At 65.6% G+C, this 26221-nt stretch carries 27 protein-coding genes and 1 pseudogene; 14 read left to right on the top strand and 14 right to left on the bottom strand.

Annotation, left to right across the window (positions count from 1 at the left end; genetic code table 11):
- Positions 1-11 precede the first annotated feature (11 nt).
- Genes V6D40_RS02255 through V6D40_RS02265 form a run of 3 tightly spaced genes read right to left on the bottom strand, consistent with a single transcriptional unit; the run spans position 12 to position 2877 of the window.
- Positions 12-998, bottom strand: coding sequence for a hypothetical protein (locus V6D40_RS02255; protein WP_334288739.1), 987 nt, complete (start codon positions 996-998; stop codon positions 12-14).
- A gap of 18 nt (positions 999-1016) precedes the next feature.
- The gene (locus tag V6D40_RS02260) at positions 1017-2381 is read right to left on the bottom strand and encodes a phosphomannomutase/phosphoglucomutase (RefSeq protein WP_334288740.1); all 1365 of its coding nucleotides are present in this window, start codon (positions 2379-2381) and stop codon (positions 1017-1019) included.
- A gap of 10 nt (positions 2382-2391) precedes the next feature.
- Complete coding sequence (locus V6D40_RS02265) at positions 2392-2877, bottom strand: DUF3499 domain-containing protein (protein WP_334288741.1); 486 nt, start codon at positions 2875-2877, stop codon at positions 2392-2394.
- A gap of 95 nt (positions 2878-2972) precedes the next feature.
- On the opposite strand from V6D40_RS02265, the gene V6D40_RS02270 reads away from it, so the two are divergent.
- Positions 2973-3452: a metallopeptidase family protein gene (locus V6D40_RS02270; RefSeq protein WP_334288742.1), complete on the top strand. Its 480-nt coding sequence runs from the start codon at positions 2973-2975 to the stop codon at positions 3450-3452.
- Positions 3453-3455: 3 nt separating this feature from the next.
- Here the strand turns inward: V6D40_RS02270 and V6D40_RS02275 are convergent, their stop codons facing one another.
- From V6D40_RS02275 to V6D40_RS02285, 3 genes are all read right to left on the bottom strand, one after another.
- The gene (locus V6D40_RS02275) at positions 3456-3704 is read right to left on the bottom strand and encodes a WhiB family transcriptional regulator (protein ID WP_187370955.1); all 249 of its coding nucleotides are present in this window, start codon (positions 3702-3704) and stop codon (positions 3456-3458) included.
- A 303-nt stretch (positions 3705-4007) separates the two neighbouring features.
- Positions 4008-5117, bottom strand: coding sequence for an NDP-sugar synthase (locus V6D40_RS02280; protein ID WP_334288743.1), 1110 nt, complete (start codon positions 5115-5117; stop codon positions 4008-4010).
- Between the two features lie 22 nt (positions 5118-5139).
- The gene (locus V6D40_RS02285) at positions 5140-6048 is read right to left on the bottom strand and encodes a glycosyltransferase family 2 protein (RefSeq protein ID WP_334288744.1); all 909 of its coding nucleotides are present in this window, start codon (positions 6046-6048) and stop codon (positions 5140-5142) included.
- A 67-nt stretch (positions 6049-6115) separates the two neighbouring features.
- On the opposite strand from V6D40_RS02285, the gene V6D40_RS02290 reads away from it, so the two are divergent.
- From V6D40_RS02290 to V6D40_RS02310, 5 genes are all read left to right on the top strand, one after another.
- Positions 6116-7729 carry an LCP family protein gene (locus V6D40_RS02290; RefSeq protein WP_334288745.1) on the top strand — a complete coding sequence of 538 codons (1614 nt, stop codon included), beginning with the start codon at positions 6116-6118 and terminating at the stop codon, positions 7727-7729.
- Between the two features lie 20 nt (positions 7730-7749).
- The gene (locus V6D40_RS02295; protein ID WP_334288746.1) at positions 7750-8430 is read left to right on the top strand and encodes a TIGR03089 family protein; all 681 of its coding nucleotides are present in this window, start codon (positions 7750-7752) and stop codon (positions 8428-8430) included.
- A gap of 116 nt (positions 8431-8546) precedes the next feature.
- Positions 8547-9839: an ABC transporter substrate-binding protein gene (locus V6D40_RS02300; protein ID WP_334288747.1), complete on the top strand. Its 1293-nt coding sequence runs from the start codon at positions 8547-8549 to the stop codon at positions 9837-9839.
- A 97-nt stretch (positions 9840-9936) separates the two neighbouring features.
- Entirely contained in the window at positions 9937-10980 is a 1044-nt protein-coding gene (locus V6D40_RS02305; RefSeq protein ID WP_334288748.1) for a carbohydrate ABC transporter permease, read from the top strand.
- Positions 10977-11798 carry a carbohydrate ABC transporter permease gene (locus V6D40_RS02310; protein ID WP_334288749.1) on the top strand — a complete coding sequence of 274 codons (822 nt, stop codon included), beginning with the start codon at positions 10977-10979 and terminating at the stop codon, positions 11796-11798. Before V6D40_RS02305 ends, V6D40_RS02310 begins: the two co-directional genes overlap by 4 nt.
- Before the next feature lie 94 nt (positions 11799-11892).
- On the opposite strand, the gene V6D40_RS02315 is transcribed toward V6D40_RS02310, so the two are convergent.
- The 3 genes from V6D40_RS02315 to V6D40_RS02325 are packed head-to-tail and all read right to left on the bottom strand — an operon-like array spanning position 11893 to position 14054.
- Positions 11893-12363, bottom strand: coding sequence for a YdcF family protein (locus tag V6D40_RS02315; RefSeq protein WP_334288750.1), 471 nt, complete (start codon positions 12361-12363; stop codon positions 11893-11895).
- Positions 12364-12366: 3 nt separating this feature from the next.
- The gene (gene purE, locus V6D40_RS02320; protein ID WP_334288751.1) at positions 12367-12867 is read right to left on the bottom strand and encodes a 5-(carboxyamino)imidazole ribonucleotide mutase; all 501 of its coding nucleotides are present in this window, start codon (positions 12865-12867) and stop codon (positions 12367-12369) included.
- 5 nt (positions 12868-12872) lie between these two features.
- Positions 12873-14054, bottom strand: a complete 1182-nt coding sequence (locus tag V6D40_RS02325; RefSeq protein ID WP_334288752.1) for a 5-(carboxyamino)imidazole ribonucleotide synthase — start codon at positions 14052-14054, stop codon at positions 12873-12875.
- A 40-nt stretch (positions 14055-14094) separates the two neighbouring features.
- Here V6D40_RS02325 and budA point away from each other — a divergent pair, with 40 nt between their 5' ends.
- Positions 14095-14823, top strand: coding sequence for an acetolactate decarboxylase (gene budA / locus V6D40_RS02330; protein ID WP_334288753.1), 729 nt, complete (start codon positions 14095-14097; stop codon positions 14821-14823).
- Here the strand turns inward: budA and V6D40_RS02335 are convergent.
- Together V6D40_RS02335 and V6D40_RS02340 are read right to left on the bottom strand one after the other, a co-directional pair.
- Positions 14820-15263, bottom strand: a complete 444-nt coding sequence (locus V6D40_RS02335) for a hypothetical protein (protein ID WP_334288754.1) — start codon at positions 15261-15263, stop codon at positions 14820-14822. The genes budA and V6D40_RS02335 overlap by 4 nt on opposite strands.
- Positions 15263-16000 carry a biotin--[acetyl-CoA-carboxylase] ligase gene (locus tag V6D40_RS02340; protein ID WP_334288755.1) on the bottom strand — a complete coding sequence of 246 codons (738 nt, stop codon included), beginning with the start codon at positions 15998-16000 and terminating at the stop codon, positions 15263-15265. The genes V6D40_RS02335 and V6D40_RS02340 overlap by 1 nt, the downstream gene beginning before the upstream one ends.
- A gap of 98 nt (positions 16001-16098) precedes the next feature.
- Between V6D40_RS02340 and V6D40_RS02345 the strand changes: the two genes are divergently transcribed.
- Entirely contained in the window at positions 16099-18273 is a 2175-nt protein-coding gene (locus V6D40_RS02345; protein ID WP_334288756.1) for a catalase, read from the top strand.
- A gap of 17 nt (positions 18274-18290) precedes the next feature.
- On the opposite strand, the gene V6D40_RS02350 is transcribed toward V6D40_RS02345, so the two are convergent.
- On the bottom strand, positions 18291-19586 hold the full coding sequence (locus V6D40_RS02350) for a hypothetical protein (protein ID WP_334288757.1): 1296 nt from the start codon (positions 19584-19586) through the stop codon (positions 18291-18293).
- A gap of 134 nt (positions 19587-19720) precedes the next feature.
- Between V6D40_RS02350 and V6D40_RS02355 the strand changes: the two genes are divergently transcribed.
- The 5 genes and pseudogenes from V6D40_RS02355 (at position 19721) to V6D40_RS02375 (ending at position 22671) form a co-directional block, all read left to right on the top strand.
- Positions 19721-20125 (top strand): DoxX family protein, encoded by a 405-nt coding sequence (locus tag V6D40_RS02355; RefSeq protein ID WP_334288758.1) that lies wholly within the window; start codon positions 19721-19723, stop codon positions 20123-20125.
- A gap of 7 nt (positions 20126-20132) precedes the next feature.
- A pseudogene (locus tag V6D40_RS02360) lies at positions 20133-20397 on the top strand (DUF3253 domain-containing protein).
- A 38-nt stretch (positions 20398-20435) separates the two neighbouring features.
- Entirely contained in the window at positions 20436-21848 is a 1413-nt protein-coding gene (locus V6D40_RS02365; protein WP_334288759.1) for an acyl-CoA carboxylase subunit beta, read from the top strand.
- Positions 21849-21861: 13 nt separating this feature from the next.
- Positions 21862-22059, top strand: a complete 198-nt coding sequence (locus tag V6D40_RS02370) for an acyl-CoA carboxylase subunit epsilon (RefSeq protein WP_334288760.1) — start codon at positions 21862-21864, stop codon at positions 22057-22059.
- Positions 22060-22080: 21 nt separating this feature from the next.
- On the top strand, positions 22081-22671 hold the full coding sequence (locus V6D40_RS02375; RefSeq protein ID WP_334288910.1) for a Maf family protein: 591 nt from the start codon (positions 22081-22083) through the stop codon (positions 22669-22671).
- Here V6D40_RS02375 and V6D40_RS02380 read toward each other — a convergent pair.
- Positions 22668-23636 (bottom strand): DUF4282 domain-containing protein, encoded by a 969-nt coding sequence (locus V6D40_RS02380; protein WP_334288761.1) that lies wholly within the window; start codon positions 23634-23636, stop codon positions 22668-22670. The two genes, V6D40_RS02375 and V6D40_RS02380, sit on opposite strands and share 4 nt — an antisense overlap.
- A gap of 309 nt (positions 23637-23945) precedes the next feature.
- Positions 23946-25007 carry a Cj0069 family protein gene (locus V6D40_RS02385; protein WP_334288762.1) on the bottom strand — a complete coding sequence of 354 codons (1062 nt, stop codon included), beginning with the start codon at positions 25005-25007 and terminating at the stop codon, positions 23946-23948.
- A 287-nt stretch (positions 25008-25294) separates the two neighbouring features.
- Here V6D40_RS02385 and V6D40_RS02390 point away from each other — a divergent pair, with 287 nt between their 5' ends.
- Complete coding sequence (locus V6D40_RS02390) at positions 25295-26194, top strand: sulfurtransferase (RefSeq protein ID WP_334288763.1); 900 nt, start codon at positions 25295-25297, stop codon at positions 26192-26194.
- Positions 26195-26221 lie beyond the last annotated feature (27 nt).

The raw sequence follows: 26221 nt of genomic DNA on the forward strand, positions 1-26221 counted from the left end.
CGGGCTGCTCCTTATCTCCACATCTCCTCCGCCGGCGGGTCGAAGGCGGTTACGGCGTACGCGCGGGTAACCAACCGCACGCACTGGGCTACCGGGCCGAGGCCTGCGTCCTCAACCGACTCGGCGCGCGTGTTGGGCGCGGCCGACGCCGCCTCGGCGGCAGCGCCCGGCAGCGCCCACAGAACGGTCTTCAACGGTACCAGCTGGAACTCACCCGCCTGGAACTGGTCGAGCGGCATCTCTTCGGGCGCGACAAAGCCCGAGACGAGGCCGCGCGCCGACCATAGTTCCGCGGCGACGGCGGCCACCGCACGGCCTACAGCCGTGCTGCCCACCAGGCCGTCCACCTCGGCAGCGGAATGCGCCACCAGCGAGTCCGCGGCGAAGGCGCGCAACTGGCGGGCAGGGTTCACCGATTCCTCGCGCTCTGGGGAGAGGGCGGCGAGATCGCTATCCACTTGCTCGGCGATGGCCTCCAAGCGGGCAGCCGCATCTGCCCCGCTGCCGGCAATAACGTCGTACACCGCGGTGACTGCCGCAATCGTGCGCGCGGGCGAGGGACCCGCGGCGGTTGGAAGGGCGGGGATGGTTGTGGTGGTGGCGGGGGCGTCGTTAAGCAAGGGCCCCCGAGCGGGACCTGCGAGGAGCACCTCAGCCCCGCGGCCTGAGGCGGTGATGAGCGCGCGCGAATCGGACTCCCGCGTCGCGCGCTCGCCCACGATCAGCACCACGTCGAGCGGGCCGACGTACGCGGGCAACTGGTCCGCAACACACACCGGCAGCTTATGCGGCTCGCACAGCGCGACCGCCGCCCGCGCAACCGCCGCCGCGAGCTGGTCCGTTGCGATGACCACCAGCGAGCGCGGCTCGATACCCCCCAGCCGCTCGATCTGAGGCAGCGCCCCCGCCACCGCGCGCAGCTGCGCGCCCTCGTGGGCGACGTCAAAGAAGCGAACCGTCTCGCGGTCGTAGTGGCCGGCACCGGAGTAGTAATCCATGGCCGCGAGTCTAGGCAGTTACGCGCGGATAACTCCGAGCACTTCGGCGACCAGCTCGTCCACCGCCTCCGCGGTCGGAGCCTCCACGTTCAGGCGGAGCAGCGGCTCGGTGTTGGAAGCGCGCACGTTGAACCACGCCTTAGAGTCTTTCAGCGACACGGTGACCCCGTCGAGGTAGTCCACGTCCGAGGCGCGGTCGGCGAAAGCGTCGACGACGCGCTGCATCGTCGCTTGCTGGTCCTCCACTTCGGAGTTGATCTCGCCGGAGGCGACGTAGCGCTCGTACTCAGCCATCAGCTCGGACAGCGGCTTGTCCTGCTCCGCCAGCGCCGCAAGCACGTGCAGCGCGGCAACGAGGCCGGAGTCCGCGTTGAAAAACTCGCGGAAGTAGTAGTGCGCCGAATGCTCCCCGCCGAAAAGCGCCCCCCGCTCGGCCATCTCCGCCTTGATGTAGGAGTGGCCGACGCGGGTGCGCACCGGGGTGCCGCCGAGCTCCGCGACGATCTCGGGCACTGCGCGGGAGGTGATCAGGTTGTGGATGATCGTCGCACCCGAGTTCTTTTTGAGGGTGCGCGCGGCAATCAGCGCGGTAATCGCCGACGGGGACACCGGCTCGCCGCGCTCGTCCACCACGAAGCAGCGGTCGGCGTCGCCGTCGAAGGCGAGCCCGATGTCGGCGCCCTGCTCGGGCGTGAAGCGCTGCAGGTCAACCAGGTTTTTCGGGTCCAGCGGGTTCGCCTCATGGTTGGGGAAGGTGCCGTCGAGCTCGAAGTACAGCGGCCGGATGTCCATGTCGGAGAGCACAGCCGGCACCGTCAGCCCCGCCATGCCGTTCGCCGCATCCACGGCGATTGTGAGCGGTCGCGTCACCGGCACCAGCTCACGCAGGAACGAGGCGTAGGCGCCGAGCACATCTTGCTTGTCGACGCCCCCCTCAACACCCGCATCCGCCCCCTCCAACTCACCGGAGAGCAGCAGCTCGCGGATCTCCCCCAGCCCTGTGTCTGTCGACACCGGCGCCGCCCCCGCGCGGCACAGCTTGATGCCGTTGTACTGCGCAGGGTTGTGCGAGGCGGTGAACATCGCGCCCGCGCAGCTCTGGGTGCCGGCCACGAAGTACAGTTCGTCGGTGCTGGTCAGGCCAAGTACCGTCACGTTCAGACCCTGGGCCGCGGCGCCGTCGGCGAACGCCGCCGCCAACTCGGGCGAGGACGGGCGCATATCGTGACCGACTGCGATCCGGGTCTCCCCCTCGCGGCGGAGAATGTGCGCGAACGCCGCGCCCACCTGCCGGACGAAATCCGCATCCACCGTCTCACCGACGACGCCGCGGATGTCGTACGCCTTAATTACTTTGCTCAAGCGCTCGCTGGTGTAAACCATGCGGGAAAGCTTAGCTTTCTGCCTCGCCTTCACCGCTCGACGGGTCGGGCACCACACGCAAGTGGGAGCGGCGCGCCGCGCGCTGCGCTGCCGCCTGCTCCTCCACGCGCTTCGTGCGGTGCACCGGGTGGTTGGAGGTTGCCGGGTCGTTGAAGTCTTTCGATGGCTGGTACTCGATCGGGTCCTGCGATGTGTCCACCAGCCCGGTGGTCACCCGGCCCGCCTCGCGCACAGCCTCGGCAAGCGCGGTGAGGTCGGACTCGTCCATGGCGTCGAACTCTTCATCGGTGATGTCGACCTGCTCTACACGCACCATCTCCCAGCCGACCGGGGCGGTGATGTGGGCAGAGTGGCGCTCGCACAGGTCCCAGGCGTGCGGATCCGGCACCGGCGCTAGCGGGCCGACCACAGCGGTGGACTCGGCATAGGCGTAGACGAGCGTGGCCACAGCCGGCCGGCCGCAGCCGGGCCTGCAACAACGTCGAAAAGTGCTCACGGCGCCTAAGTCTAAACCCCTGCTTGAGTTTTCGGGGAGTAGCACGCGGCGCGCCCCGACTACCTGTACGCGCGCGAGCCCTACTATCTAGCCGTATGCGCACCGATTCAGCTAGCCCCCTGCACCTGCGTCCGGGGCGCGACCGCCACGGCCGCGGCGCCCGCGGACCGCTCGTGCCCGTCGGTGTCCCCCGCTACCGCAGCCGGTCGATGGCCTTCGACCAACTCGTTTTAGAGATGTACGCACCGCTCCACAACGCCTACTTCGACCAGCTCACCGGCGTGGATCTGGCGGTGGACATGATTCCGCGGATGCGTCTGCGCGCAGACATGACGGTGATGCCGGAAGAGATCGTCGCCGATGGCCCCGTGCCGCTCGGCCGCGTGCTGGAGGCTGGTGTGGACCGCAACGGCAACCCCACCCGCGCCAGGTTCGTCGTCTTCCGCAGTCCCATCGAGCAAAGAGCCCGCTCGGGAGAAGAGCGGGCTGAACTTCTTACCTGGGTGCTCACTGCGCTTGTCGCGTACTACCTCAACATGGACCCGCGCGACATCGACGAAAGTTTCCCCTGGTAAGTGCTAGCCGAGCTGCTTCTTCAGGCGGCGGCGCTCGCGGTCGGAGAGCCCACCCCAGATACCGAACCGCTCATCGTGCTCGAGGGCGTACTCGAGACACTCATCGCGGACAGCGCATGCCTTGCAGATACGCTTCGCCTCGCGGGTGGAGCCACCCTTCTCAGGGAAGAACGCCTCCGGATCGGTCTGCGCGCAGAGGGCCTGATCCTGCCATTCCTGCTCGACGGTGCCGAACAACTCATCCAGCGTCATGCCCCCCACGGCCGCGCCGCGGAGAAATGCGTCGTCTCCCATACTCCACGCCCTCCCTTCCTCCGTTGTTTTTCAGGTCTGCCGGTCATCCGGTGGATTACACGCTTGCGATTCAACACGCATCCACTAAATAGCCGCAACCTCGCCCGCCCGATCGAGCACGAAAACTATGGTTCCCCCAGCGCGCTAGTCACACCAGTCACACGCGTTTCACCCATGCGCCTTCAGGGGTAGTCGGCGGGGGTACTACATCTGGTAGGCACCCCCGCCGAAGTTAACTAGTTTGGCGATTCGGCGTGTCGCTTATGCATCCGGCGAAAAACGCACCCCCGAATCTGGGAGTTCCACGCCCGGCCAGACGCGCATGCCGCCCTCGAGTTCGCAGCGGGCGCCGATGCGCGCGCCTTCGCCGATGACGCAATCCTTCAGCTTCACGTTGGCGCCAATAGTCGCCCCGGAGGCGATGATTGAGTTCCGCACGACTGCGCCCGGTTCGACGGTGACGCCGTCGAAAATCACGGAGTCGTCGATACGCGAGCCCGCGCCGATGACCGAGCCGCGGCCGATTGCCGTACCCCCCACCAAGATCACCCCGGCGGCAACGCCCGCGGACGGGTCAACCAGCGACTCGCCGGTCTTGCCCTCGAGCAGCGGTGAGTGGGCAATCCCGCGGACCAGGTCGGACGAGCCCTGCACAAAGTCGCTGGGCCGGCCCATGTCGCGCCAGTACGACGAGTCGACGTGGCCGAGGACCCGGGCGCCGTCGGAAAGCAAGCCCGGGAACACCTCGCGCTCGACACTGACCACCCGACCCGCGGGGATCTGCTCGATCACCTCGCGCTTGAACACGTAGCAGCCAGCGTTAATCTGGTCGGTCGGCGGGTCCTCGGTCTTCTCCAGAAACGCGAGCACGCGACCGTCCTCGTCCGTCGGCACCGAGCCGAAAGCGCGCGGGTCCGGCACTCGCACGAGGTGGAGCGTGACATCCGCGTCGCCCTCGATATGCGTGCGCAGAATCGCGGTGAGGTCAGCGCCGGAAAGCACGTCGCCGTTGAACACCATCGCCGTGTCGTAGCGCAGCTTGTCGTGCACGTTGCGGATCGCGCCGCCGGTCCCCAGCGCCTCCTCCTCCACCACGTACTCGATCTCGAGCCCGAAGTCGGTGCCGTCGCCGAAGTACTCCTCGAACACCTCGGCACGGTACGACGTCCCGAGCACCACGTGCTTCATTCCCGCGGCTGCGATGCGGGCCAGAAGGTGGCTCAAGAAGGGGTAGTTGGCTGTCGGCAGCATCGGCTTCGGGGTCGACACCGTCAGCGGGCGAAGCCTCGTGCCCTGGCCGCCGACGAGAATGACGGCGTCGACCTCGGCTGGGTGGACCTGGCCCGAGGCCTGGTGTGCTTGCTCAACCATGCTGCTTCCTTTTGTCTGGTAGTTACCCGCGAGCGAGCGAAACCGCGCTGCGCACTTTCAGTCCGAGCCACAATCCCGCGCGGATCGGGGCTTGCCACCAGTGCGGGTGGCGATCGCGCTGGAAACGGTACGCGGAGGCGTGGTGCGCCGGCACGGTGACCCGGCTGTGTTTGCCGGCCACGTGGCCTTGATCGTGGAAGATCACCGACGACGGGCAGTAGAAGTTGTCCCACCCGGCACGGCTCAACCGGTCGCCGAAATCGATGTCCTCGAAGTACATGAAGTAGCGCTCGTCGAACCCGCCGACAGCGTCGAACGCGTCCCACCGCACTAAAAGGCACGCGCCAGAGAGCCACCCCGCGGTGCGCTGGGTGTCCATGTCCGCACCTTTCTTATAGGACGCGGTAAACGGGTTCGACGGCCAGATGTCGCCGAACAGCGCGTGGCCGATACCGTTGATCAGCCCGGGCACCTGCCGCGCACTCGGGTACGCCGACCCGTCGGCCTCCTCGATCCTCGGACCGGTCGCGCCAGCGCCGCTCGCATCGGCGCACTCGAGCAGCTTGTCTACGCTGCCCGGCGCAAGCTCCACGTCGGGGTTGACGATCAGGAAGTAGTCGGGGTTCACCGCGCCGCGGGCCCGAAGAGCTTGCAGCTTGCCGACACCCACGTTAATCGCCGCTCCATACCCAATATTTCCGCCCGTGGGCACGAACTCGACGTTGTCGTGCTCGCGCGCCGCCGCCTGCGGCACCCCGTCAGTGGAACCGTTGTCCGCGCAGACGAGTACGGTGCCTGCGGATGTCGCTGCCTTGAGCGACGAGATCAGCTGACCGAGGTGGCGGCCGGGCGAATACGTCACCGCGACCACGGCCAGAGGTGCTTCTGAGGCGGGGCCGCGGTTGCTGTCAAGGTGCAAAGCGTCGATCACAATGCGGGATAGCTTACCCAGCGCTGCATGTCAGCCCGGGCAGGCGCGCGCACTATACTTTCCGGCTGTGACGGACAACTCCCGCAAAGGCCAACCCCGCCGCGCGCGCAGCATCGCACCCGCGCCGTCGCGTGCGCGCGACGTGAGCCAAGCGGGCCACCCGGCGGCGAAGGCCGTGCTCGCCTTTTTCTCCGCCGCCACCCTATTGGTTTCCGGCGTCGGGTACGCCACCGTCGGCCGCCTCGGCAACCAGCTCAGCGCCTCAGAACTGGAGATCCAGACCCCGAAGCGCGGGGGCAAGGGCGCCAAGAAGCAAGCGCTTGTCGACGGCGCGGTGGACATCCTCCTTGTCGGCTCCGACTCCCGCACCGACGCCCAGGGCAACCCCCTGTCCGAGGAGGAGCTCGCCCGCCTCAACGCCGGGGTGTCCGACGGCGAGATCAACACCGACACCATCATGGTTGTCCGCGTACCCGAAGACGGCTCCCGCGCAACCGCCGTCTCTATCCCCCGCGACACGTACGTCCACACGGATGACTTCGGCAACCTGAAGATCAACGGCGTCTACGCCGCCCACGCGGAGAAGCGCCGCGAGGATCTGGTCGCCGCCGGCATGTCGCAGGGCCCGCAACTTGAGCAGCAGGTTGCCCGCGCCGGGCAGCTGGGTTTGATCGAGGCGGTCGCGGACCTCACCGGCGTGGAAGTCGACCACTACGCGCAAGTGGGCCTGCTCGGCTTCGCGCTGCTGACAGACGCCGTGGGAGGAGTCGAGGTCTGCCTCAACAACGCCGTCGACGAGCCGTTGTCCGGCGCCCACTTCCCGGCTGGCCGGCAAACCCTCGACGGGGCGGAGGCGCTTTCGTTTGTGCGCCAGCGCCACGACCTGCCCCGCGGCGACTTCGACCGTATCGTGCGCCAGCAGGCGTACATGGCCTCGTTGGTGCAGAAGACATTGTCCGCAGGCACGCTCACCAACCCGGCGCGCCTGCGCGACCTGGCCGCAGCCGCAGAGCGCTCCGTCACCCTGGACCAGGGCTGGGACATTATGGCGTTCGCGCAGCAGATGTCGGGGCTTGCCGGCGGCGACGTTACCTTTGCCACGATCCCGGTGACCTCGGTCAACGGCGTGGGCGACTACGGTGAATCCATCGTCACCGTCGACATCGGCCAAGTGCACCGATTCATGGAGGAGGCCGCCAACCCACCTGAGGAGGAGACGGAGGAGGATTCCACTGCCGCATCGGAGTCAGCGCCGGCTGCTGCGGTGTTTACCAGCTACGAGGCCTACGTTCTCAACGCCGGGGCGCGCCCTGGACAGGCGGGTGCTGTGGGCACGCACCTTGAGAAGGAAGGTCTAACTGTCGCCAGCGTCTCGAACGCCCTGGACGGCATCTACTCGACCTCCCAGGTTGTAGCCGCCGACCCGGCAGACCCGGCGGCGGTGGAGCTCGCCCGCATGCTGGGCGGGCTGCCAATCACCTCCAACGAAGGACTCGAGCCGGGCAGCCTGATCGTTGTGGTGGCCGACGATTACGACGGCCCCGCCGCCATCGAGGAAGACGGCGGCGCGGACGGGACTGAATACGCCGAGCCGATCGGCACCCCGGGCGAAGACTTCGGCGCCGCGGAGATCGCGCCCGAGTTCACCGCGGAGGGAACGGGCCCGCGCTGCGTAAACTAATTGTTCTACGCTGGGCAGGCATGAGTTTGCTTCAACCGCTTCTCGCATCCGACCCCGCCTCGCCGCGCTTGACGGTGTACGACGAGGACCGCGGAACCCGCATGGAATTTTCCGCGCAGACGCTGGACAACTGGGCCAGCAAGGTCGCCAACATGCTCGAGGAGGAGTTCGACCTTGCAGCCGGCGATACCGCGCTTATTGATCTCGCGCCCAGCTGGCAGTCCGCCGTGATCGCCCTCGGCGCCTACAACGCGGGGGTGAAGCCGGAGTTTGCGGTGAAGGGAGACGCGACGGCGTCGGCAAGCACCTGGCCCGTCGTCTTTACCTCCCCTGAACGGGCGGAGCAGTGGCCTGCCACCCCGGATGTCGTGGTGGTGTCGGACGACCCGTTTGGCCGCGGCGTGGAGGAAGCAGGTGGCGCGCTGCCCGCGGGCGCGGTGGACTTCGGTCCCACGGTGCGGTTCTACGGCGACGCCTACTTCGGGGACTCCCCCGATCTCGGGCAGTTTACCCGCACCGGGTACGGACCCCACCGCTACCTGTCGGCACCGTGGAGTACCGCAGCGCAGTTCGAGGAGCACGTTCTCGCTCCGCTGGCGGCCGGCGGTTCTGTCGTGGTAGCGACGGGGCTGATACCGGCCGAGCACTTAGACCGCATCTCGCAGGCAGAAAAGGTAACGCACTTCTTAACTCAAGGTTAAGTCGCCAGATCCACCCCCATATTTGGGTAAACACCAAAAATGGCGGTTCTCGAATCTTTTGGGTTCTACATTGTTAGTCACCTCCGATCTGACTTGTGATCCGAAAGGCCTTTTGAATGAACCGTCACGCAACCCGCAGGACCGGCGCGGCCATCTGCGCATTCGCACTGTCCTCCACCGCACTGGTGGCTTGCTCCAACGATGGCGACACCGCCGGCACCACCAACGATGAGACCGGCGCAACAACCGCCGCCGCGAGCGACGCTGCGGCGAGCGACGCCGGCGAAGACCGCGGCCCCATCACCTTCGCCATGGGCCGCAACGACACCGACAAGATCATCCCGATCATCGACAAGTGGAACGCCGAGCACCCTGACGAGAAGGTCACCCTTTCCGAGCTCGCCGGCGAGGCCGACGACCAGCGCGACACCCTCGTGCAGTCCCTGCAGGCCGGCAACGCCGACTACGACGTGATGGCGCTCGACGTTGTCTGGACCGCCGACTTCGCGGCGAACCAGTGGCTGGAACCGCTCGAGGGCGACTACGCCGTCGAGACCTCCGACCTGCTGCAGTCGACCGTCGACTCCGCGACCTACAACGGCAAGCTCTACGCGCTGCCGCAGAACACCAACGGCCAGCTCCTGTTCCGCAACACCGACGTCATCCCGGAGGCGCCGGACACGTTCGCCGATATCAAGTCCGCGTGCGAAGCAATCGAGACCGACTGCCTGACCACACAGCTCAAGCAGTACGAGGGCCTGACCGTGAACACGCTCGGCTTCATCCACGGCTGGGGCGGCGAGGTCATCAACGACGCTGGCCAGCCGACGATCGAGTCCCCAGAGGCGAAGGCCGGTCTGCAGGCGCTGGTGGACGCGTACGAGGACGGCACCATTGCGAAGGCCTCCACCGCGGCAACCGAGGAGGAGACCAACCTCGCGTTCACCGGCGGCGAGACCGCGTTCGCGATCAACTGGCCGTACATGTACTCCAACGCTGAAGAGGCTGGCGTCAACTTCGAGGTGCAGCCGCTCGTTGGCGAGAACGGCGTCGGCGCTTCCACCCTCGGCGGCTACAACAACGGCATCAACGTGAACTCCAAGCACAAGGCAACCGCCCGCGACTTCATCGAGTTCATCATTTCTGAGGAGAACCAGCTCTCCTTCGCCGAAGCTTCGTTCCCGCCGGTGCTTGCCTCCATCTACGACGACGCGGAGCTGATCAAGGACCACCCGTACCTCCCGGCACTCAAGGAGTCCCTGGAGAACGCGAAGCCGCGCCCAGTTTCCCCGTTCTACCCGGCGATTTCCAAGGCCATCCAGGACAACGCGTACGCAGCGCTGACCTCCGGCAAGAGCGTCGACGACGCGACCAAGGACATGGCTGCAGCCATCCAGCAGGCGCAGTAGTTCACACGCCTCATTGCTAAACGCTCACGCCCGCGCGGTTTAGAATCCGTTGCGGGCGTGAGCCCATTTCTCCCCACGTGCAACGAGAAGGGCGCGTATGAGCACCGTTACCCAGAAGAAGCAGTCCGACGTAGGTAAGGCCTACGGCTTGGTGGCTCCGGCACTGATCGTGCTCGCCATCGTTATCGGCTACCCCATCGTCCGCGCTATCTGGCTGTCGTTCCAGTCAAACCGCCACCTCGACCCCAAGACGGGCGTCTTCGTCGACGGTGGGTTCGCGGGCCTGGACAACTACTTGTACTGGCTCACGAACCGGTGCATGAGCCCCTCCGGGGTGGTGGGCTCCTGCCCGCCGGGCGTTTTGAGCACCGACTTCTGGCCGGCAGTGCGCATCACGCTCTTCTTCACCGTGGTCACCGTCGCGCTCGAGACGATCCTCGGGTTGGCGATGGCCATGATCATGAACCACCCCTCCAAGGTGCGCGGCATGATCCGCGCCGCGGTGCTCATCCCCTGGGCGATCCCCACCGCTGTCACCGCGAAGTTGTGGCAGTTCATGTTCGCGCCCAACGGCATTGTTAACTCGCTGCTCGGCCAGAGCATCGCGTGGACGACGGACCCGTGGGCCGCCCGTTTCGCCGTCGTCATCGCCGACGTGTGGAAGACCACCCCGTTCATGGCGTTGCTCATCCTCGCCGGTCTGCAGATGATCCCGCAGGACATCTACGAGGCAGCACGCGTCGACGGCGCAAACGCGTGGCAGCAGTTCACCCGCATCACGCTCCCGTTGGTGCGGCCCGCTCTCATGGTGGCAGTGCTCTTCCGCACCCTCGACGCGCTGCGCATGTACGACCTGCCGGTGATCATGATTTCCGGGTCCTCGAACTCGCCTACAGCAACGATCTCGCAGCTGGTGGTTGAGGACATGAGGCAGGGCAACTTCAACTCGGCATCAGCGCTGTCGACGCTGATCTTCCTGCTGATCTTCTTCGTGGCGTTCGTGATGATCCGGTTCCTCGGCGCGGATGTCGGCGGCGCTGTGAAGGAAGAAGGGAAGAGGAAGAAGAAAAGGCGGCGTCGACAAGCAACTGCTCAAGACGCTGAACCGCTAGACGCACGACTGTCGGAGGCTGCGCGATGAAAAAGGTAGGACACTTCCTCGGTGTCATCTTCATCATGTTCTGGGGGCTCGCCCCGTTCTACTGGATGCTAATAACGGCGCTGCGCGACAAGCGCTACACCTTCGACACCACGCCCTGGCCGACGCACGTGACGCTGGACAACTTCCGCGACGCGCTCGCGACGGATAAGGGCAACGACTTCCTCGGTGCGATCGGCAACTCCCTGATCATCTCCGTGAGCACGACTGCGCTCGCCGTCCTCGTCGGCGTATTCACGGCCTACGCGCTCGCGCGGCTGAACTTCCCCGGCAAGGGGTTCATCACGGGCATCATCTTGGCTGCCTCGATGTTCCCCGGTATCGCCCTGGTCACGCCGCTGTTCCAGCTCTTCGGCGACCTCGGGTGGATCGGCACCTACCGCGCGATGATCATTCCCAACATCTCGTTCGCGCTGCCGCTGACGGTGTACACGCTCATCTCGTTCTTCCAGCAACTCCCTTGGGAGCTTGAGGAAGCAGCGCGTGTCGACGGCGCGACCCGGGGACAAGCGTTCCGCCTCATTCTGCTGCCGCTGGCGGCGCCGGCGATTTTCACCACCGCGATCATCGCGTTCATCACCACGTGGAACGAGTTCATGCTCGCCCGCCAGCTGTCCACAACCGCGACCGAGCCCGTCACCGTCGCGATAGCCCGCTTCTCCGGGCCGAGCGCATTCGAGTACCCGTACGCCGCGATCATGGCTGCGGGTTCTTTGGTGACGATCCCGCTCATCATCATGGTGCTGGTCTTCCAGCGCCGAATCGTCTCCGGTCTCACCGCCGGCGGCGTGAAGGGGTAGCCAGTCTTCGGCTGGCGGGCTCATGCCGCTGGCTACAACCAGCTGGGGTCTCGGTGCGCTACGCGCCGAGACCCCAAGATTATGCGCGGCATAATCACCCGCGCACCTGCGCGACCAGACGGCGCCACAGTACCCGGGCCAAGGAGTGGGGCACCGCGATGAGTTCGCGCGAGTAGTTCTTGATCTTGCTCTTCGGGTACCCGGGCGGCATGGGGGCACCGACCAGGTCGACGGGGATGCCCAGGTGCCACGCCCAGACAGCGGTGCGAGCGACGTGGAAGTTGCTGGTGACCACCGTCAACCGCGCGGCATCTGGGAAAAGAGCGCGGGCCCGCTCGAGATTTTCGTTGGTGGAGGTGGCGTGCGGTTCAACTACGATGTGCTCGAGGGGAACACCCCGCTCGGCAAGCCATAAGGCCATGACCTCGGCCTCGCCTCGCCCGCTCACCACAATGGGGCGGGGTGCGGCGTTGTAAATCGACAGCGCTGAGGTTAACCGGGAGGCGAGCATGCGACTGGGGCGGCCGTCGATAATCCTTGCCCCGAGGACAACGATCGGGTTCACCAATTAGTCGCCGAGCAGGCGCTGGCGGAGCGCGTCGTCCTTGCGCTCGACGTCGGCGGCGAGGTCGGCCTGGTAGGTGGCCATCTTCTCCACCAGCGCGTCGTCGCCCGCGCCGAGGATGCGCACGGCGAGCAGGCCGGCGTTCTTGGCACCGCCGATAGACACGGTGGCAACAGGCACGCCGCCCGGCATCTGCACGATGGAGAGCAGGGAGTCGAGACCGTCGAGATCCGCAAGCGCGCGCGGGATGCCGATGACCGGTAGCGGCGTGGCGGCGGCGACCATGCCGGGCAGGTGAGCCGCTCCCCCGGCGCAGGCGATGATGCACTTCAGGCCGCGGGTGTGGGCGCTTTTCGCGTACGCCAGCATCTTCTCCGGCGTGCGGTGGGCGGACACAACGCCCACCTCGAAGCGCACTCCGAAGTCGCGGAGCACCTCTGCGGCAGGCGCGACCGTGTCCCAGTCCGAATCCGAGCCCATGATCAGGCCAACAAGCGGTTGCATACCTCTTACTCCTCTCCTGCGGCGCTTTCGTCGCGCCACGTCGCGTTCACGATGAAGTGCGCGGCATCTTCCGCGACGGCGCGCGCCTCGACCACCGTATCCGCGGCGACGTTGACGTGACCCATCTTGCGGCCCGGGCGGTGGCCCTTGCCGTACAGGTGGATCTTTGCCTGCGGGTAGCGGCGCATCACCTCGATCACGCGCTCGGCCATCGGCATCTCCGGATCGGTGTCGCCGCCGAGCGTGTTCACCATCACGGTCACCGGCGCCGTCGGTTCCGTCGCGCCGAGCGGCCAGTCCAGCACGGCGCGCAGGTGCTGCTCGAACTGCGAAGTCACGCACCCGTCCTGGGTCCAGTGGCCGGTGTTGTGCGGGCGCATCGCAAGTTCGTTCACCAGCAGGGTATCGCCGGTGACGAACAGCTCCACGGCAAGCACGCCGGTCACGTCGAGCTCCTGCGCGATGCGGGAGGCCAGCTCGCGGGCTTCGCGCTCCAGCTTCTCGTCCAAGCCCGGCGCCGGGCTGATCGCCACGCGGCAGATGCCGCCGTCCTGGATCGATTCGACCACCGGCCACGCCGCAATCTGGCCGGTGCGGCCGCGCGCCACCATGGCAGACAGCTCGCGGTCGAACGGCACCTTCCGCTCACCCATAAGTGGCAGGTCCAGCTCCTCAACCAGGGAGAGCAGTTCGCTTAACGACGCAGGGAACCACACCCCCTTCCCGTCATATCCTCCCCGGGTGGCCTTCAGACAGACCTGCCCATCCACCTGCTCCCAGAACGCCTCCGCGTCCTCGGCAGTGTTGATGGCGGCGAACTCCGGCACCGGCGCCCCCAGCGCGTTGAGGCGCTGACGCTGCTCCAGCTTGTCCTGGGCGTAGATGAGCGCAGACGGGCGCGGCTCCGGATCGAGGTCGTTGTCGATCAGCACCTGCAGGTGCTCGTTGGGCACGTGCTCGTGGTCGAAGGTGACGGCGTCGGTTCCTTCGGTGGCGGCTTCCAAATCCTCGAGCGAGGTGTAATCGCCCAGGCGGGCGTCGGCAATCACCTGCGCCGCGGAGGCCTCGTTGCTTCCCGCCAGCACGCGGGTCTCAATCCCCAGCTCGATGGCGGCAGTCTGCATCATTCGGGCCAGCTGCCCGTCGCCGATGATCGCAACCACCGGCATCCCATACGCGTTACTCACTCCCAACACTGTAGTCGCAGTTCGAAGTACCATCGCACCCATGGCTGAAACTATCCAGCGGCACACGATCTTCCAGAATTCGCTGATGACCGCCCTGCTCGACGGGATCTACGACGGAGAGCTGACCATCGGCGAGATCCTGTCGAAGGGCAACTTCGGGCTCGGCACGTTCGACGGGCTGGACGGGGAGATGCTGATTATCGACGGGGTGTGCCACCAGCTCACCTCCGACGGCAAAGCCCGCGTCGCCGGCCTGGAGCAGCGGACCCCGTTTACCGTGGTGACGAACTTCGTCCCGCGGATCCGCGTCGAGGCCCCGCGGGGCATGCGCCGCTCCGAGCTGTCCAGCTTCATCGACAGCGTAGAGCCGAGCGGCAACTACTTCACCGCAGTGAAGATCACCGGCACGTTTTCCCACGTGTCCACGCGCACGGTGAGCAAGCAGTTCAAGCCCTACCCGCCGATGTCGCAGGCGGTGGGCGACGATGCGGAGCACAACTTCACCGACGTCAGCGGCATCATCGGCGGCTTCCGCACACCGGCCTACGCCAAGGGCATCGGCGTGCCGGGGTGCCACGTCCACTTCGTCAACGACGACCGCACCTCGGGCGGCCACGTGCTCGACTACACCGTGGACGACGCTGTCATCGAGCTGTGCCCCGGTACCGACATGGAGCTGCACCTGCCGATCACCGCGGAATTCGCGGGCGGCAACCTCGCGCCGGAGGACTTGGACGACCAGATCCACCACACCGAGGTGAAGAACTAGGAGTTGATGATCTTCTCGACTTGCTTCGGCTTGCCCACCTGGTCGAAGAAAAGCGGCCGCTCGAAGCCGTAGACCGAAAGCGAGATGCCGCCGCCGGACTTGCGCGCAGAATGGATGTGCTGGCGGGGGATAGAATCAACCGCGCCACGCGGGCCGCGCGAGAGCACGCGCCGGTCTGTGACCACGAACCGGCGGCGCCGCGCGCGCGAAACTGGCACGATAAAGCGCCAGATCACCACCAGCACCCACCCCAGCACGACGAGGTTGCGCACCAGCGGGTCGAGCTCGGTGTTGACGTCGAACCAGCCGATCGCGATCCACACCACGCCGGTGACCACTACCGCTTCCAGCAGGGGGAAGACCAACGTCGAAATCGGCGCGCTGACGTCGGCGAGGACTACCTCGTCCTCGCCGACTGCAAAGTCGGCCTGCCTCGCCACTACGCTTCGCTCGGGCGGAGGTGGTGGACGTCGCCGACGGCGTACGGGGTGCCGTCGATAAGCAACTCGCCTTGGTCGTTGATGCCGTCGACGGTGCCGGTGACTTCCCCCTCGTCGTCGCTGGTGCGCAGCTCCAGCCGCACGCGCTGACCGATGGTCGCGCAGACCTTGCGGTAATCCTCGAGCAGCTGCGGGTCGCCCTCGCGCCACTGGGTGAGGCGGCGGCCCATGGCGTTGAGGATGTCGATGGTGAAGTCGTCGAAGTCGACGTCGATGCCCTCGAGGTTGAGTGCGGTCGCGGTCTCCACAGGCAGGTCTTCTGGGCGCATCGCCACGTTGATGCCGATGCCCACAACCACCCGCGGCATGTCCAGGCCGGAGAGGATGCCGGCGATCTTCTTGCCGCGGATCTGCACGTCGTTTGGCCACTTCAGCTGCGCCTCCGGCACCACGTCGGTGACGGCCACGCCCGGCGTAATGGACAGAAGGCCGAAGTCGCCCGGGTGCTCCGAGGCGTCCAGCACCATGCTCATGGCCAGCTGCGATCCCTTCGGCGTGACCCACTGGCGGCCCAAACGTCCCTTGGCGTCGGTCTGCTCGTCGGCGATCAGCACCGTGCCCGGCTCGCCCTCGCGCAGCATGTCCGCGTTGGTTGAACCGGTCGATTCGACCCACCGCACGTCCGGCCAGTACTCGGCGACGGCCTCCTGCACTGCCTGCACATCCTTGATGCTCATGGGCACTAAGCCTAGCGCCGAGCACACCCGCAACGCGCGTCCCCGTTTCAGCCTATGCTCGGATTTGTCCCATAACCCCGAGCACATAGGTAAAGGTCATGGCAAATTCAGAAGCTTCACAGCAAGAGCAAAACGCGCAAGATCCGAAGCCGTCGGTCACCCAGGCATCCCCGGCCGGTGACACCGTGTCCGGCGCACCAGCAGGCGCGGACAACCCGTCTGAGGCCACCAAGGCCCCCGAGGCCGTCAGCGTCAACGGCTGCCCGTTCCACTTTGGCGCCTCCGAACCGGACCCGCGCGCGCAGCAGGGCGAGTACCTCACCACCTCCCAGGGCGCGCGACTGAGCGAGACGTCGAAGTCGCTGCGCGCCGGCGAGCGCGGCCCGCTGCTGGTGCAGGACCTGCACTTCCGCGAGAAGATCACGCACTTCGACCACGAGCGCATCCCCGAGCGCGCGGTGCACGCCCGCGGTGTCGGCGCCCACGGCGTGTTCGTGGCCAACGGTAAGGCAGAAAAGATCTCCAAGGCCGCCGTGTTTAAGAAGGACAAAGAGACCCCGGTTTTCGTCCGTTTCTCCACTGTGCTCGGCTCCCGCGGCTCCGCCGATTCCGTGCGCGACACCCGCGGCTGGGCCACCAAGTTCTACACCGAAGAGGGCAACTGGGACCTCGTGGGCAACAACATCCCGGTCTTCTTCATCCAGGACGCGATTAAGTTCCCGGACGTTATCCACGCAGGCAAGCCGCACCCGGACCGCGAGATCCCGCAGGCGCAGTCCGCGCACGACACCTTCTGGGACTTCGTCGGCCTGCACACCGAGGCCACCCACCACACCCTGTGGAACATGTCGGACCGCGGCATCCCGCGCTCTCTGCGCATGATGGAGGGCTTCGGCATCCACACCTTCCGTTTCATCAACGACGCCGGCGAGACCACGCTGGTGAAGTTCCACTGGAAGCCGAAGTTCGGCGTGCACTCCCAGGTGTGGGAGGAAGCGCAGATCACCGGCGGCATGGACCCGGACTTCCACCGCCGCGATCTGTACGACGCGATCGAGGCCGGCGCCTTCCCGCAGTGGGATCTCGGCGTGCAGGTGTTCCCGGACACCGAGGACGAGATGTTCGAGGGCATCGACCTGCTCGACCCGACCAAGATCGTGCCGGAGGAGCTCGCACCGGTTGAGATCATCGGCACGATGACGCTGAACAAGAACCCGCGCAACTACTTTGAGGAGACCGAGCAGGTCGCGTTCTGCCCGAGCCACCTGCCCCCGGGCATCGACGTCACCGCCGATCCGCTGCTGCAGGGTCGCCTGTTCTCCTACCTGGACACCCAGATCTCGCGCCTGGGCGGCCCGAACTTCACCCAGCTGCCGATCAACCGCCCGCACACGGCAGTGAACACGAACTTCCGCGACGCAATGGGCCAGCAGGGCTCCCACGTCGGTGTGGCGCCGTACAAGCCGAACTCGCTCGACGGTGGGCTGCCGAAGGAAGCGACGGTTGAAGAGGGTGCGTTTATCGACGTCCCGCGCCCCGTCGAAGGCCAGATCACACGTGAGCACCCGGTCTCCTTCGACGACCACTTCTCGCAGGCCCGCCTGTTCTACATCTCCCTGACCGATGTCGAGCAGGAGCACCTCACCCAGGCACTGTCTTTCGAGCTGGGTAAGTGCTACGAGGAGGCGGTGAAGGTCCGCTACCTCGACGTGCTGGCGCACGTTGACCAGGATCTCGCCGAGACGGTGGCCGACAACCTCGGCCTGCCGCACCCGGAGAAGCAGGAAGTGGCCGACGTTGAGCCGTCCCCTGCGCTGTCCCAGACGGGCGGCAGCTGGCCTATCGACGCCCGCCAGGTCGCCATCCTGATCTCCTCCGAGCTTTCCGGCGACGACGCCGAGGCTGTGGGCAAGCTTGTCGACGACCTGTTTGCCGCCGGCACCACCCCGTTCCTGGTCTCTGACAAGGGCGGCAAGGTCACCGTGGGCGGCAAGGACGTTTCGGTTTCCCGCACCTACCTGACGGCGAGCTCGATCGAGTTCGACGCCGCCGTTGTGGTCAACCCGCCGGCGAACACGGACGTCAACACCATGCTGGGCGAGTTCGAGCGCCACAAGAAGGCGATCGCTGTGGTGGGCGCGTCAGGCGCAGCGGCCCTGGAGGCAGCGCGCGTGGATGCGGACCAGCCGGGCATCGCCGCAGTGGACACCGCTGACGCGGCTGCAGCCCCCGTGAAGGACCTGCTGGCCGGCCACCGCGTCTGGGACCGCTAGGGCGCGCTAGACCCGCGCTAGACCCAAGTGCGGAACACCTGAATCCCGCCGCCTGAGCCGAGGACGCGCGGGTCGATTTCGGGGCCGATGTCCATGGGGATGAGCTTGGACTTGTCCGGCAACCCGGTGGCCTCGAAATCTTCTCGCGTCTGGTCGTCGAACACCACCACGAAGCGGGCGCCCGGCAGGGCGTTGATGCCGTCGAGCAGCGTCATCGGCATCTGCGCGTCGAAGTCTTCGCCCCACCCGGCGGGCACGTAATCCTTCACATCGCGCGGCAGCCACGCGTCGATGGTGTTGACGATGTGGATGGCTGCGTCGCTGGTCATGTCCTCGTTCAGCGTCTCCGCGAGCTTGGCCAGGTGCTTCGGCATCTCGTACTCCGGGCCGAAGAGGCTTAAGACAATGAGCGATGGGTAGAGCTCGTCAATCACGCTGCGGCGGTAAATACCGTCCTCCAAGAACCGCTTGCTGCCGGCCACCCAGCACAGCTGCTTCGCGTACGCGAGCTCCGTGTAGAAGTCGATGGGAAGCTCGCCGCGGCGTTCAGTGGTGTACATCTCCACCGCCTCACCGAGCGTGCGCAGCAGGTGGAATGCGTCGCGGTTCGTGGTGAAGCGGCAGACCACCGTCTTGTCGTGCATGAGGCTTTGCACCGTCACGCGGTTCTCAAGCGTGCCGTCGGGGAACATGGGCGCGGGCAACACCATGCGGCCGGTGACGTTGAAATCGTCATCCGTCACGTCCTCGTCGCCCACCATGCGGATGCTGACGGCGGTGTGGTCGGGGATGCGGGTGGCCTGGAAATCTTCCTCGCTCTGACGGTCGTCCACAATCACGCGGTGCGGCGTGTACCCCGCATCCGCGTACCGCAGCGGCATCCACGTCTCGATGCTCTCCACGAGGTCGGAGACGCGCACGTAGTCGAAGTTGCCTGCCTCGGCCTCACCCAGCCTGGCCAAGTGGTACGCCATGGCGAAACGCGGGTCCCAGGCAGCGAGCACCTCCAAGTTGCTCGCTGCGTGGAAGAGGTACTCCTTAATCTGCTTCGCGGTCGTGTCTTCTGAATCGCGCGCCAAGTCGAGCACCTGCAGCGTGTTAGCTAAGACCGCGTACGCGTCCAGCGACTCGTTGCGGGCGTCTTCCTCCGGCTCGTACTCCGCGGTGAGGTCCATCAGGTGCTCGGTGAGCGCCCGCGCGTACTCGAGGTGTTCTTCCGTGGCGTACCCGCCGCCGCGCGGACCCACAGAGATTTCAGCCTCGAGGTCGACGCCGTGGATGGTGGTGGAAAAAGACAGTTGCTTCGCAGTCATAGCGCCTCCCTGGGCCATGGGTTGGTGGTCGTTGGTTTACGCGTTCAAGTATAAATTTGAGCTCTACACGCCCTTTGGCTTTCTCGAACGGGTGGTCTAACTACGGTTGATGGCTGCCGGACTACTCTGGAGGAATGCAGTTATCCCCCCGCTTCCTCGTTTCACTGCTGGCCGGCGCCGGCGCGCTCCACTTCATCAAACCGGAACCGTTCGATGACATCGTTCCGCCGTCCCTGCCCGGCAAAGCCCGCATGTACACCTACGCCTCCGGCGCCGCGGAGCTCACGGCGGCGGTGCTGCTGGCCTCTCCAATCCTCGGCCCCCGCAGCAACGCAGACCACCGCCGGCGTTCCGCTGCTATGCGACGAGCGGGCGGGCTGTTCTCGGCCGCGTTGTTCACTGCGGTTTGGCCCGCGAACTTCTACATGGCCTGGCAGTGGCGCGACAAGCCCTTGGCGAAGAAGGCGGTGGCGCTGGGCCGGCTCCCGCTGCAACTACCGCTCATTCGCTCCGCGTGGCGTGTGTACAAGCGTGGCTGACCAGGATGTGACCGCTGGCGACATCGAGGCGGCGACCCTCGGTCTTCTCGCGCAACGCAAGCCCGAGTCTTCCATCTGCCCCTCCGAGGCCGCACGTCACTTGTACTCGGCTGACACCGTGGCGCGACTACATGGACGACGTGCGCACGGTTGCCGGCAAGCTTGCGCAGCAACGTGTTGTGAGAATCACCCAAGGCGACGATGAGGTAGATTTCGCCAGCGTGAAGGGCCCGATCCGTATCCGGCGGGGCCTGGACTGGCAGGAGCCGTAAGTCGGAAAACGTTTCGGCCCGATCTACACTTAAGCCCTATGACTTCGAAACCCGACTTGACCACCACAGCCGGTCGTTTAGAAGACCTCCGCAACCGCCTCGATGAGGCGCAAGCTCCGGTTGGTCAGGACGCTGTCGACGCCGTGCACGCCGCCGGCTCCGCTACCGCCCGCGAGCGTGTGGAGCAGCTGCTTGATAGCGGCACGTTTGTCGAGACCGACGCGCTCGCCCGCCACCGCGTCGAGGCGTACAAGATGTACCGCACCAAGCCGGCCACGGACGGCGTGGTCACGGGTTACGGCCTCATCCAAGGCCAGCGCGTGTTCGTCTTCTCCCAGGACGCGACGATTTTTGGCGGCGCGATCGGCGAAGTCTACGCCGAGAAGGTCCTGAAGCTGTACGAGCTGGCGACGAAGACCGGCGTGCCGGTTGTCGGCATCTACGACTCCGCCGGCCCCCGCTACCAGGAAGGTATCGTCACCGCCCACATGCAAGCCAAGATCCTGCGGGCCGTCTCGCAGGCCTCCGGGCTGGTGCCGCAGATCGCAATCGTTGCGGGTGACACCTCCTCTATCGCCGCGACGACGATCCCGGTCGCCGATTTCATCATCCAGGTCGAGGGCGCAAGCGTCGACGCCGAGGCGCACCTGACCACCGCGACCGACACGGAGGCGATTGAGCAGGCCCGCGCGGTTCTGGGGTTCCTGCCGCAGAACAACCTCGCCGCCTCCCCGCTGGGCCAGGCTGACGGCGGCAACGGTGCGGACGGCCCCGATCTCGATGTCTTCATGCCCGACAACGACGACGAAGCCTACGACATGCGCGACGTGGTCAACGCTGTCACCGACGGCGACTTCCTCGAGCTCGGCGCGGAGCAAGGCGGGAGCGTGCTGACCGGTTTCGCCCACGTCGCCGGCCGCGCAGTCGGTGTGGTTGCCACCCAGCCGAAGGTAACCGGAGGCAAGCTGAGCGCAGACGCCGGCCGCAAAGCTGCCCGGTTCATCCGCACCTGCGACGCTTTTAACGTTCCCGTGCTGCAGTTTGTGGACTGCCCGGGGTTCGCGGACGACCAGGCGCTGAGCGGCGCTGCCGCGCTCGCCTACGCGTTCGCAGAGGCCCAAGTCGGCATAATCACTGTCATCACCCGGAAAGCGTTCGGCGAGGCGTACATGGTGCTCGGTTCCAAGGGCCTCGGAGCGGACTTGGTCTTCGCCTGGCCGACCGCGCAGATCGCGCTTTCGGACGCTGCCACGGCTGCCGAGGCGATCGGCACAGACACCGCCGAGTACGAGGCAGAGAATCTGAACCCCTACGTCGCAACTGAGCGCGGGCTCGTCGACGCGGTGGTCGAGCCGTCGCACACCCGCCGCCACGTGCTCGAAGGCCTGCGCCTGCTCGAGCGCAAGGTCGTCTACCCGCCGGTGAAGAAGCACGGCAACATCCCGCTCTAAGGAGAACCCTTCAATGGATATCGAAGTGACGAAGGGTAACCCGAGCGCGGACGAGCTCGAGGCCCTGTCCCAGCTGCTCAGCCAGCTGCACAACGAGGCGACGAAGTCCCAGACCCCGGCTGACCGGAACGCTTGGGGCGTCAGCCGCCCCGGCTACCACCAATCGCCGCTCTACAACCCGCACGCGTTCGGCAGCGCCGCATACTACTAAAAAGTTATGGCTGGCAAAGGCGTGCGGTTGGTGTTGGCGTCGAAGTCGCCGTCGAGAAGCATGCTGCTTACGCAGGGCGGTGTGGAACCGGTACTGCGGCCCTCCGACGTCGATGAAGACGCCGTCATCGCCTCTATGCGCGGGGTCGAGCCGGAGGACGTCGTCGCGGCTTTAGCCAGGGCGAAGGCCGCTGCTGCTGCCGAGGAGTTTCCCGAGGATGTCGTGGTGGGGTGCGATTCGATGCTGCTGCTTGACGGCGCGCTACTCGGCAAACCCCACACCGTCGAGCGGGCCATTGAGCGGTGGAAGGCCCAACGCGGAAAAACCGCGCGCCTGCTCACAGGTCACGCGGTTTCATACCGGGGTCAGTGGGTGGTGGACACCGTCGCCACCACAATCCGCTTCGGGGAAGTCTCTGACGCGGATATTGAGGCCTACGCCCGTTCCGGGCAGCCGCTGGAATGCGCCGGCGCATTCACACTCGAAGCGCTGGGCAGCTGGTTCATCGACTCCATCGACGGCGACCCCACCAGCGTCATCGGCCTTTCGATGCCGCTCTTGCGCCGAAGCCTTTACTCGTTCGGCCTCGACGCCAGCGACTTCTGGGCTTAGGCCTTGTCCTTTTCGTACTCCACCAGCTTGGAGGTGTTCTGCGCGGTCTTCACCATCGCCACGTAGAACTCCAGACCGATACGGGCGAAGACCAACGCCAGAAACGCCACTGCGGTACCGAAGATGAGGTAACCGAAGAGGAAGAGGAAACCGGTGCCAACGCCGTCAGCAAAGCCGGAGAAGGAAGCGAAGAGGCCGACAACCCAGCCTAGTGCGATGAACGCCAGCACGATTGCGTAGATGACCTTGACAAAGTCAATCGTGATGTAGCGGCTGAAGGAGAAGTCGAACAGCGCCTTGAAGAAGCCGTCGCGGTCGCCCTTTCCCACTTTGCCCGGCTGCTGGAACCCGCCCTGCGGAGCGCCGAACTGCGCCGGCTGCTGGTACTGGCCCTGCTGGTATTGGCCCTGGTACTGCGACTGCGAGTAGTCGTTTTGACCGTACTGGGTCTGCGCGTGGCCCTGATTCTGGCCTTGGTTCTGCGGCGGGTACTGGCCCTGCTGCGCGCCGTACTGCGCCTGGTACTGGTCCTGCTGCTGAGGTTGCGAACCGTAACCGGACTGGCCGTAGCCGGACTGGGAGTAATCACCCTGCGAGTAGTCGGACTGGCCGTACTGCGGCTGGCCGTACTGGTTGTAGGACTGAGCCTGACCGTAGCCCGACTGGGAGTAGTCGGACTGCGAGTAATCGGACTGCCCGTTCTGGGATTGCGCGTGGGACTGCGCGCCCCACGGGTTGTCCTCGTTCGACGAGCTGGAGCTGGAACCCGAGGTCGAAGCGGAGGACGACGACTCACTGGTGCCCCACTCGGAAGATGACGCGGCGTCGCCCGTGCCCCACTCGGACGCAGACTCGCTGCGGGAGAAGTTGGTGGTCGGTTCCGAGGACTCCGCGCTGCGGTCGGTCAGGTAATCCGGCTGGTCGTTGTTGTCGTTCGAACCCGTCGGGTTGTACGGCGTAGACATGTGCTGTCTCCTTACGTCTTCCGTTAATGATTTCGGTACCCAACTGTAGTTGGTGGACAGTAAGGCTGCCTGTGCTGCGCATCTCCGTACACCGTGCGCACCGTGTAGACGGCGCGCACGGTTCTGCGCGGCGCAAGATTATGCGAGGCATAAAACGGTCAGGTTGAGGTTGAGACTGTTATGCCGCGCATACAGGCCGCGCATAGTCCCCTTTGCGCGGAAAAAGGCCCGCTGACACAGTCTCCGGGAATCTCACCCGAAGCTGCGGTCAGCGGACCAATAAACAGGCGCTAGTAAAGCGGCGCCAACTTACGCGTGCTTCTCCTCAACGCGCTTGATAGCCTCATCAGCCACCATCTCCTGGATGCCCATGTCGAGCTCGGAGGTGAAGCCGACGCAGGAGCAGTTGATCTCGCCGAGGACGTAGGTGTCCTCGCCGGTCTCATCGTCGTCGGCGAGCATGAAGTCAGCGGTCCAGATCAGCGGGATGTTGTCGCCACCGAGGTTCTCGGCGATGACCGGGCGGGCCTCGGCGAACATGTCGACGAGCTCCTGCCACTCCTCCGGCTTCTGGTAGGTGTACTTCGCGCCGGAGAACAGGGTTGCGGAGAACGCGTCGCCGCCTTCAGCCGGCTTCTTGTGCACGACGAAGACCGGGTGCGGGCCGACCAGCAGGATGCGGATCTCGCCCTCGACAATGCGCGGCATGAAGCGCATGTCAACCAGCATGCCGTTGTCGCCCACGATGTACTGCTCGCAGAAGTCCATGAACTCGCCGAGCTCGCGGTCCTCGGTGTGGTTGTCCACAGCCTCGGTGCACTTGAGCTTGGTGTCGAGCGGCAGCGCGGTACCCGGCTCGACAGACTCGGCCAGCTCTGGGTCTGCGAGGCGGACGCGCCAGATGCCGGAACCGGTGGAGCCGCGGTTCTGCTTCAGCACGCGCTCGCCGTAGGACAGGGAGGTCGGGAAGGTGTTCTTGAACGTCTCGACGTCGTAGTAGGCGGCGGTGTCGGACGGAACCAGGTCGGTCTGGTTCAGCTTCACCAGCGCGTCCTTCGCTCCGTAGGAGATCATTTCCTCAGGGGTGGACATGCCGACAAGGCCAGCTTCAGAAAGTCGGGTGAGCAGGTCGAAGTAGCCCTTCTCGCCGCCCGGGATGTTGCCCGGGTTCACGCGGGAGATGTAGGCATCAAAGTTCTCGGAAACGTAGTTGAAGAGGTCATCGCTCCAGTCGGGGCGGTAGTAGACGACCTCGGAGTGCCAGCCCTTTTCCTTGATGGCGTTGACGATGGGCATGGTGTCCTTGCGGTGGCCGTCGAAGGACTTGTCGGAGCCGCCCTCAACCTCGAAAACTACAATCGCTTTCTTCACGTGCGATCCCTTTCCTCGTAATGGTTAGCATTGTCACCGCACGAAAGGCGGCGCGGGAAACCCAGTTGTTCCTCTTCAAGGGTATGCCGGAAGTGGTGACCTCACAGGACAGGCACAAGGTTTAGTGTTTAACCTCACACACCGCACAAACGTCCCGCGTCAGCGCGCTTCCCCACGCGTCGTCCAGCGCTGGAACCACGTGCGCGCTTTTTCTCACAGGTAGTGTTACCTATAGCGTTTAACGTCGGTATTTACGGTTCAGAAGCGCCAGAGTTGAGGAGACCAAAGTGGGCATCGAATTCGACAGCAGTCCGCAGTTTCAAAGCTTCACCCACCCGGAGAAGTTCGTGTCTGCGGCGTGGCTGTCCGCGCGCCTTGGCACCCCGGGGCTGAAGGTGGTGGAAAGCGACGAGGACGCCTATCTGTACGACATCGGCCACATCCCCGGCGCAGTGCGCATCGATTGGACCCGCGATCTCAACGACCCGGTCATGCGCGACCTCGTGGACGCTGAGGCTTTCGCTGCGCTCATGCGCGACCGCGGCATCTCCCGCGACGACACCGTGGTGGTCTACGGCGACCGGGCGAACTGGTGGGCTGCCTACACCGCATGGGTGTTCGAGCTGTTCGGTCACCCAGACGTGCGTCTCCTCGACGGCGGCCGCGACGCGTGGATGGGCGAAGAGCGCGACACGTCCTACGTGGTGCCCGATTACCCGGCGACTGACTACCCGGCGGTTGATCGCGCAGATTCACCGATGCGCACGTTCGCCGCAGAACTCGTCGGGGGTGTTGAGGACATTCAGCTTATTGACGCTCGCACGCCCGACCTCTACGCCGGCACTACCCCCCAGCCGCAGACGCTCCGCCACGGGCACATTCCGGGTGCTGTCAACGTGCCGTGGGGCCGCTCCGTCTTCCCAAACTCGCTGTTCCGCAGCATTGACGATATCGCCGCCATCTACGACGATTTCGACCCCAAAGCGCCCACCGTGGTGTACTGCCAGCGCGGCGAGAGTTCGGCGCACACCTGGTTCGTGCTTAAGCACATTTTGGGTTTCGAAAGCGTTTCGCTTTACGACGGTTCGTGGATCGAATGGGGCAACATGGTCCGGGTTCCGATCGAAGTTGATCCCGCCGCGCTCGCGCCTGCCGTAATAGATGACGCGGACGACGATATAGATTAGATAAATCTATTCAACTGACCGTGACAT

Origin of the sequence: Corynebacterium sp. Marseille-Q4381 (genome assembly GCF_036881695.1) — a bacterium.
GTDB lineage: Bacteria > Actinomycetota > Actinomycetes > Mycobacteriales > Mycobacteriaceae > Corynebacterium.

Excerpts from the sequence above, each read along its gene's own strand:
- V6D40_RS02370 (WP_334288760.1), top strand. The coding sequence starts at position 21,862 with ATGGATATCGAAGTGACGAAGGGTAACCCGAGCGCGGACGAGCTCGAG.
- V6D40_RS02350 (WP_334288757.1), bottom strand. The coding sequence starts at position 19,586 with ATGACTGCGAAGCAACTGTCTTTTTCCACCACCATCCACGGCGTCGAC.
- V6D40_RS02295 (WP_334288746.1), top strand. The coding sequence starts at position 7,750 with ATGAGTTTGCTTCAACCGCTTCTCGCATCCGACCCCGCCTCGCCGCGC.
- V6D40_RS02340 (WP_334288755.1), bottom strand. The coding sequence starts at position 16,000 with ATGAGCATCAAGGATGTGCAGGCAGTGCAGGAGGCCGTCGCCGAGTAC.
- V6D40_RS02365 (WP_334288759.1), top strand. The coding sequence starts at position 20,436 with ATGACTTCGAAACCCGACTTGACCACCACAGCCGGTCGTTTAGAAGAC.
- V6D40_RS02260 (WP_334288740.1), bottom strand. The coding sequence starts at position 2,381 with ATGGTTTACACCAGCGAGCGCTTGAGCAAAGTAATTAAGGCGTACGAC.
- V6D40_RS02280 (WP_334288743.1), bottom strand. The coding sequence starts at position 5,117 with ATGGTTGAGCAAGCACACCAGGCCTCGGGCCAGGTCCACCCAGCCGAG.
- V6D40_RS02380 (WP_334288761.1), bottom strand. The coding sequence starts at position 23,636 with ATGTCTACGCCGTACAACCCGACGGGTTCGAACGACAACAACGACCAG.
- purE (WP_334288751.1), bottom strand. The coding sequence starts at position 12,867 with ATGCAACCGCTTGTTGGCCTGATCATGGGCTCGGATTCGGACTGGGAC.
- V6D40_RS02310 (WP_334288749.1), top strand. The coding sequence starts at position 10,977 with ATGAAAAAGGTAGGACACTTCCTCGGTGTCATCTTCATCATGTTCTGG.
- V6D40_RS02300 (WP_334288747.1), top strand. The coding sequence starts at position 8,547 with ATGAACCGTCACGCAACCCGCAGGACCGGCGCGGCCATCTGCGCATTC.
- V6D40_RS02355 (WP_334288758.1), top strand. The coding sequence starts at position 19,721 with ATGCAGTTATCCCCCCGCTTCCTCGTTTCACTGCTGGCCGGCGCCGGC.
- V6D40_RS02270 (WP_334288742.1), top strand. The coding sequence starts at position 2,973 with ATGCGCACCGATTCAGCTAGCCCCCTGCACCTGCGTCCGGGGCGCGAC.
- V6D40_RS02255 (WP_334288739.1), bottom strand. The coding sequence starts at position 998 with ATGGATTACTACTCCGGTGCCGGCCACTACGACCGCGAGACGGTTCGC.
- V6D40_RS02305 (WP_334288748.1), top strand. The coding sequence starts at position 9,937 with ATGAGCACCGTTACCCAGAAGAAGCAGTCCGACGTAGGTAAGGCCTAC.
- V6D40_RS02345 (WP_334288756.1), top strand. The coding sequence starts at position 16,099 with ATGGCAAATTCAGAAGCTTCACAGCAAGAGCAAAACGCGCAAGATCCG.
- V6D40_RS02275 (WP_187370955.1), bottom strand. The coding sequence starts at position 3,704 with ATGACGCTGGATGAGTTGTTCGGCACCGTCGAGCAGGAATGGCAGGAT.
- budA (WP_334288753.1), top strand. The coding sequence starts at position 14,095 with ATGGCTGAAACTATCCAGCGGCACACGATCTTCCAGAATTCGCTGATG.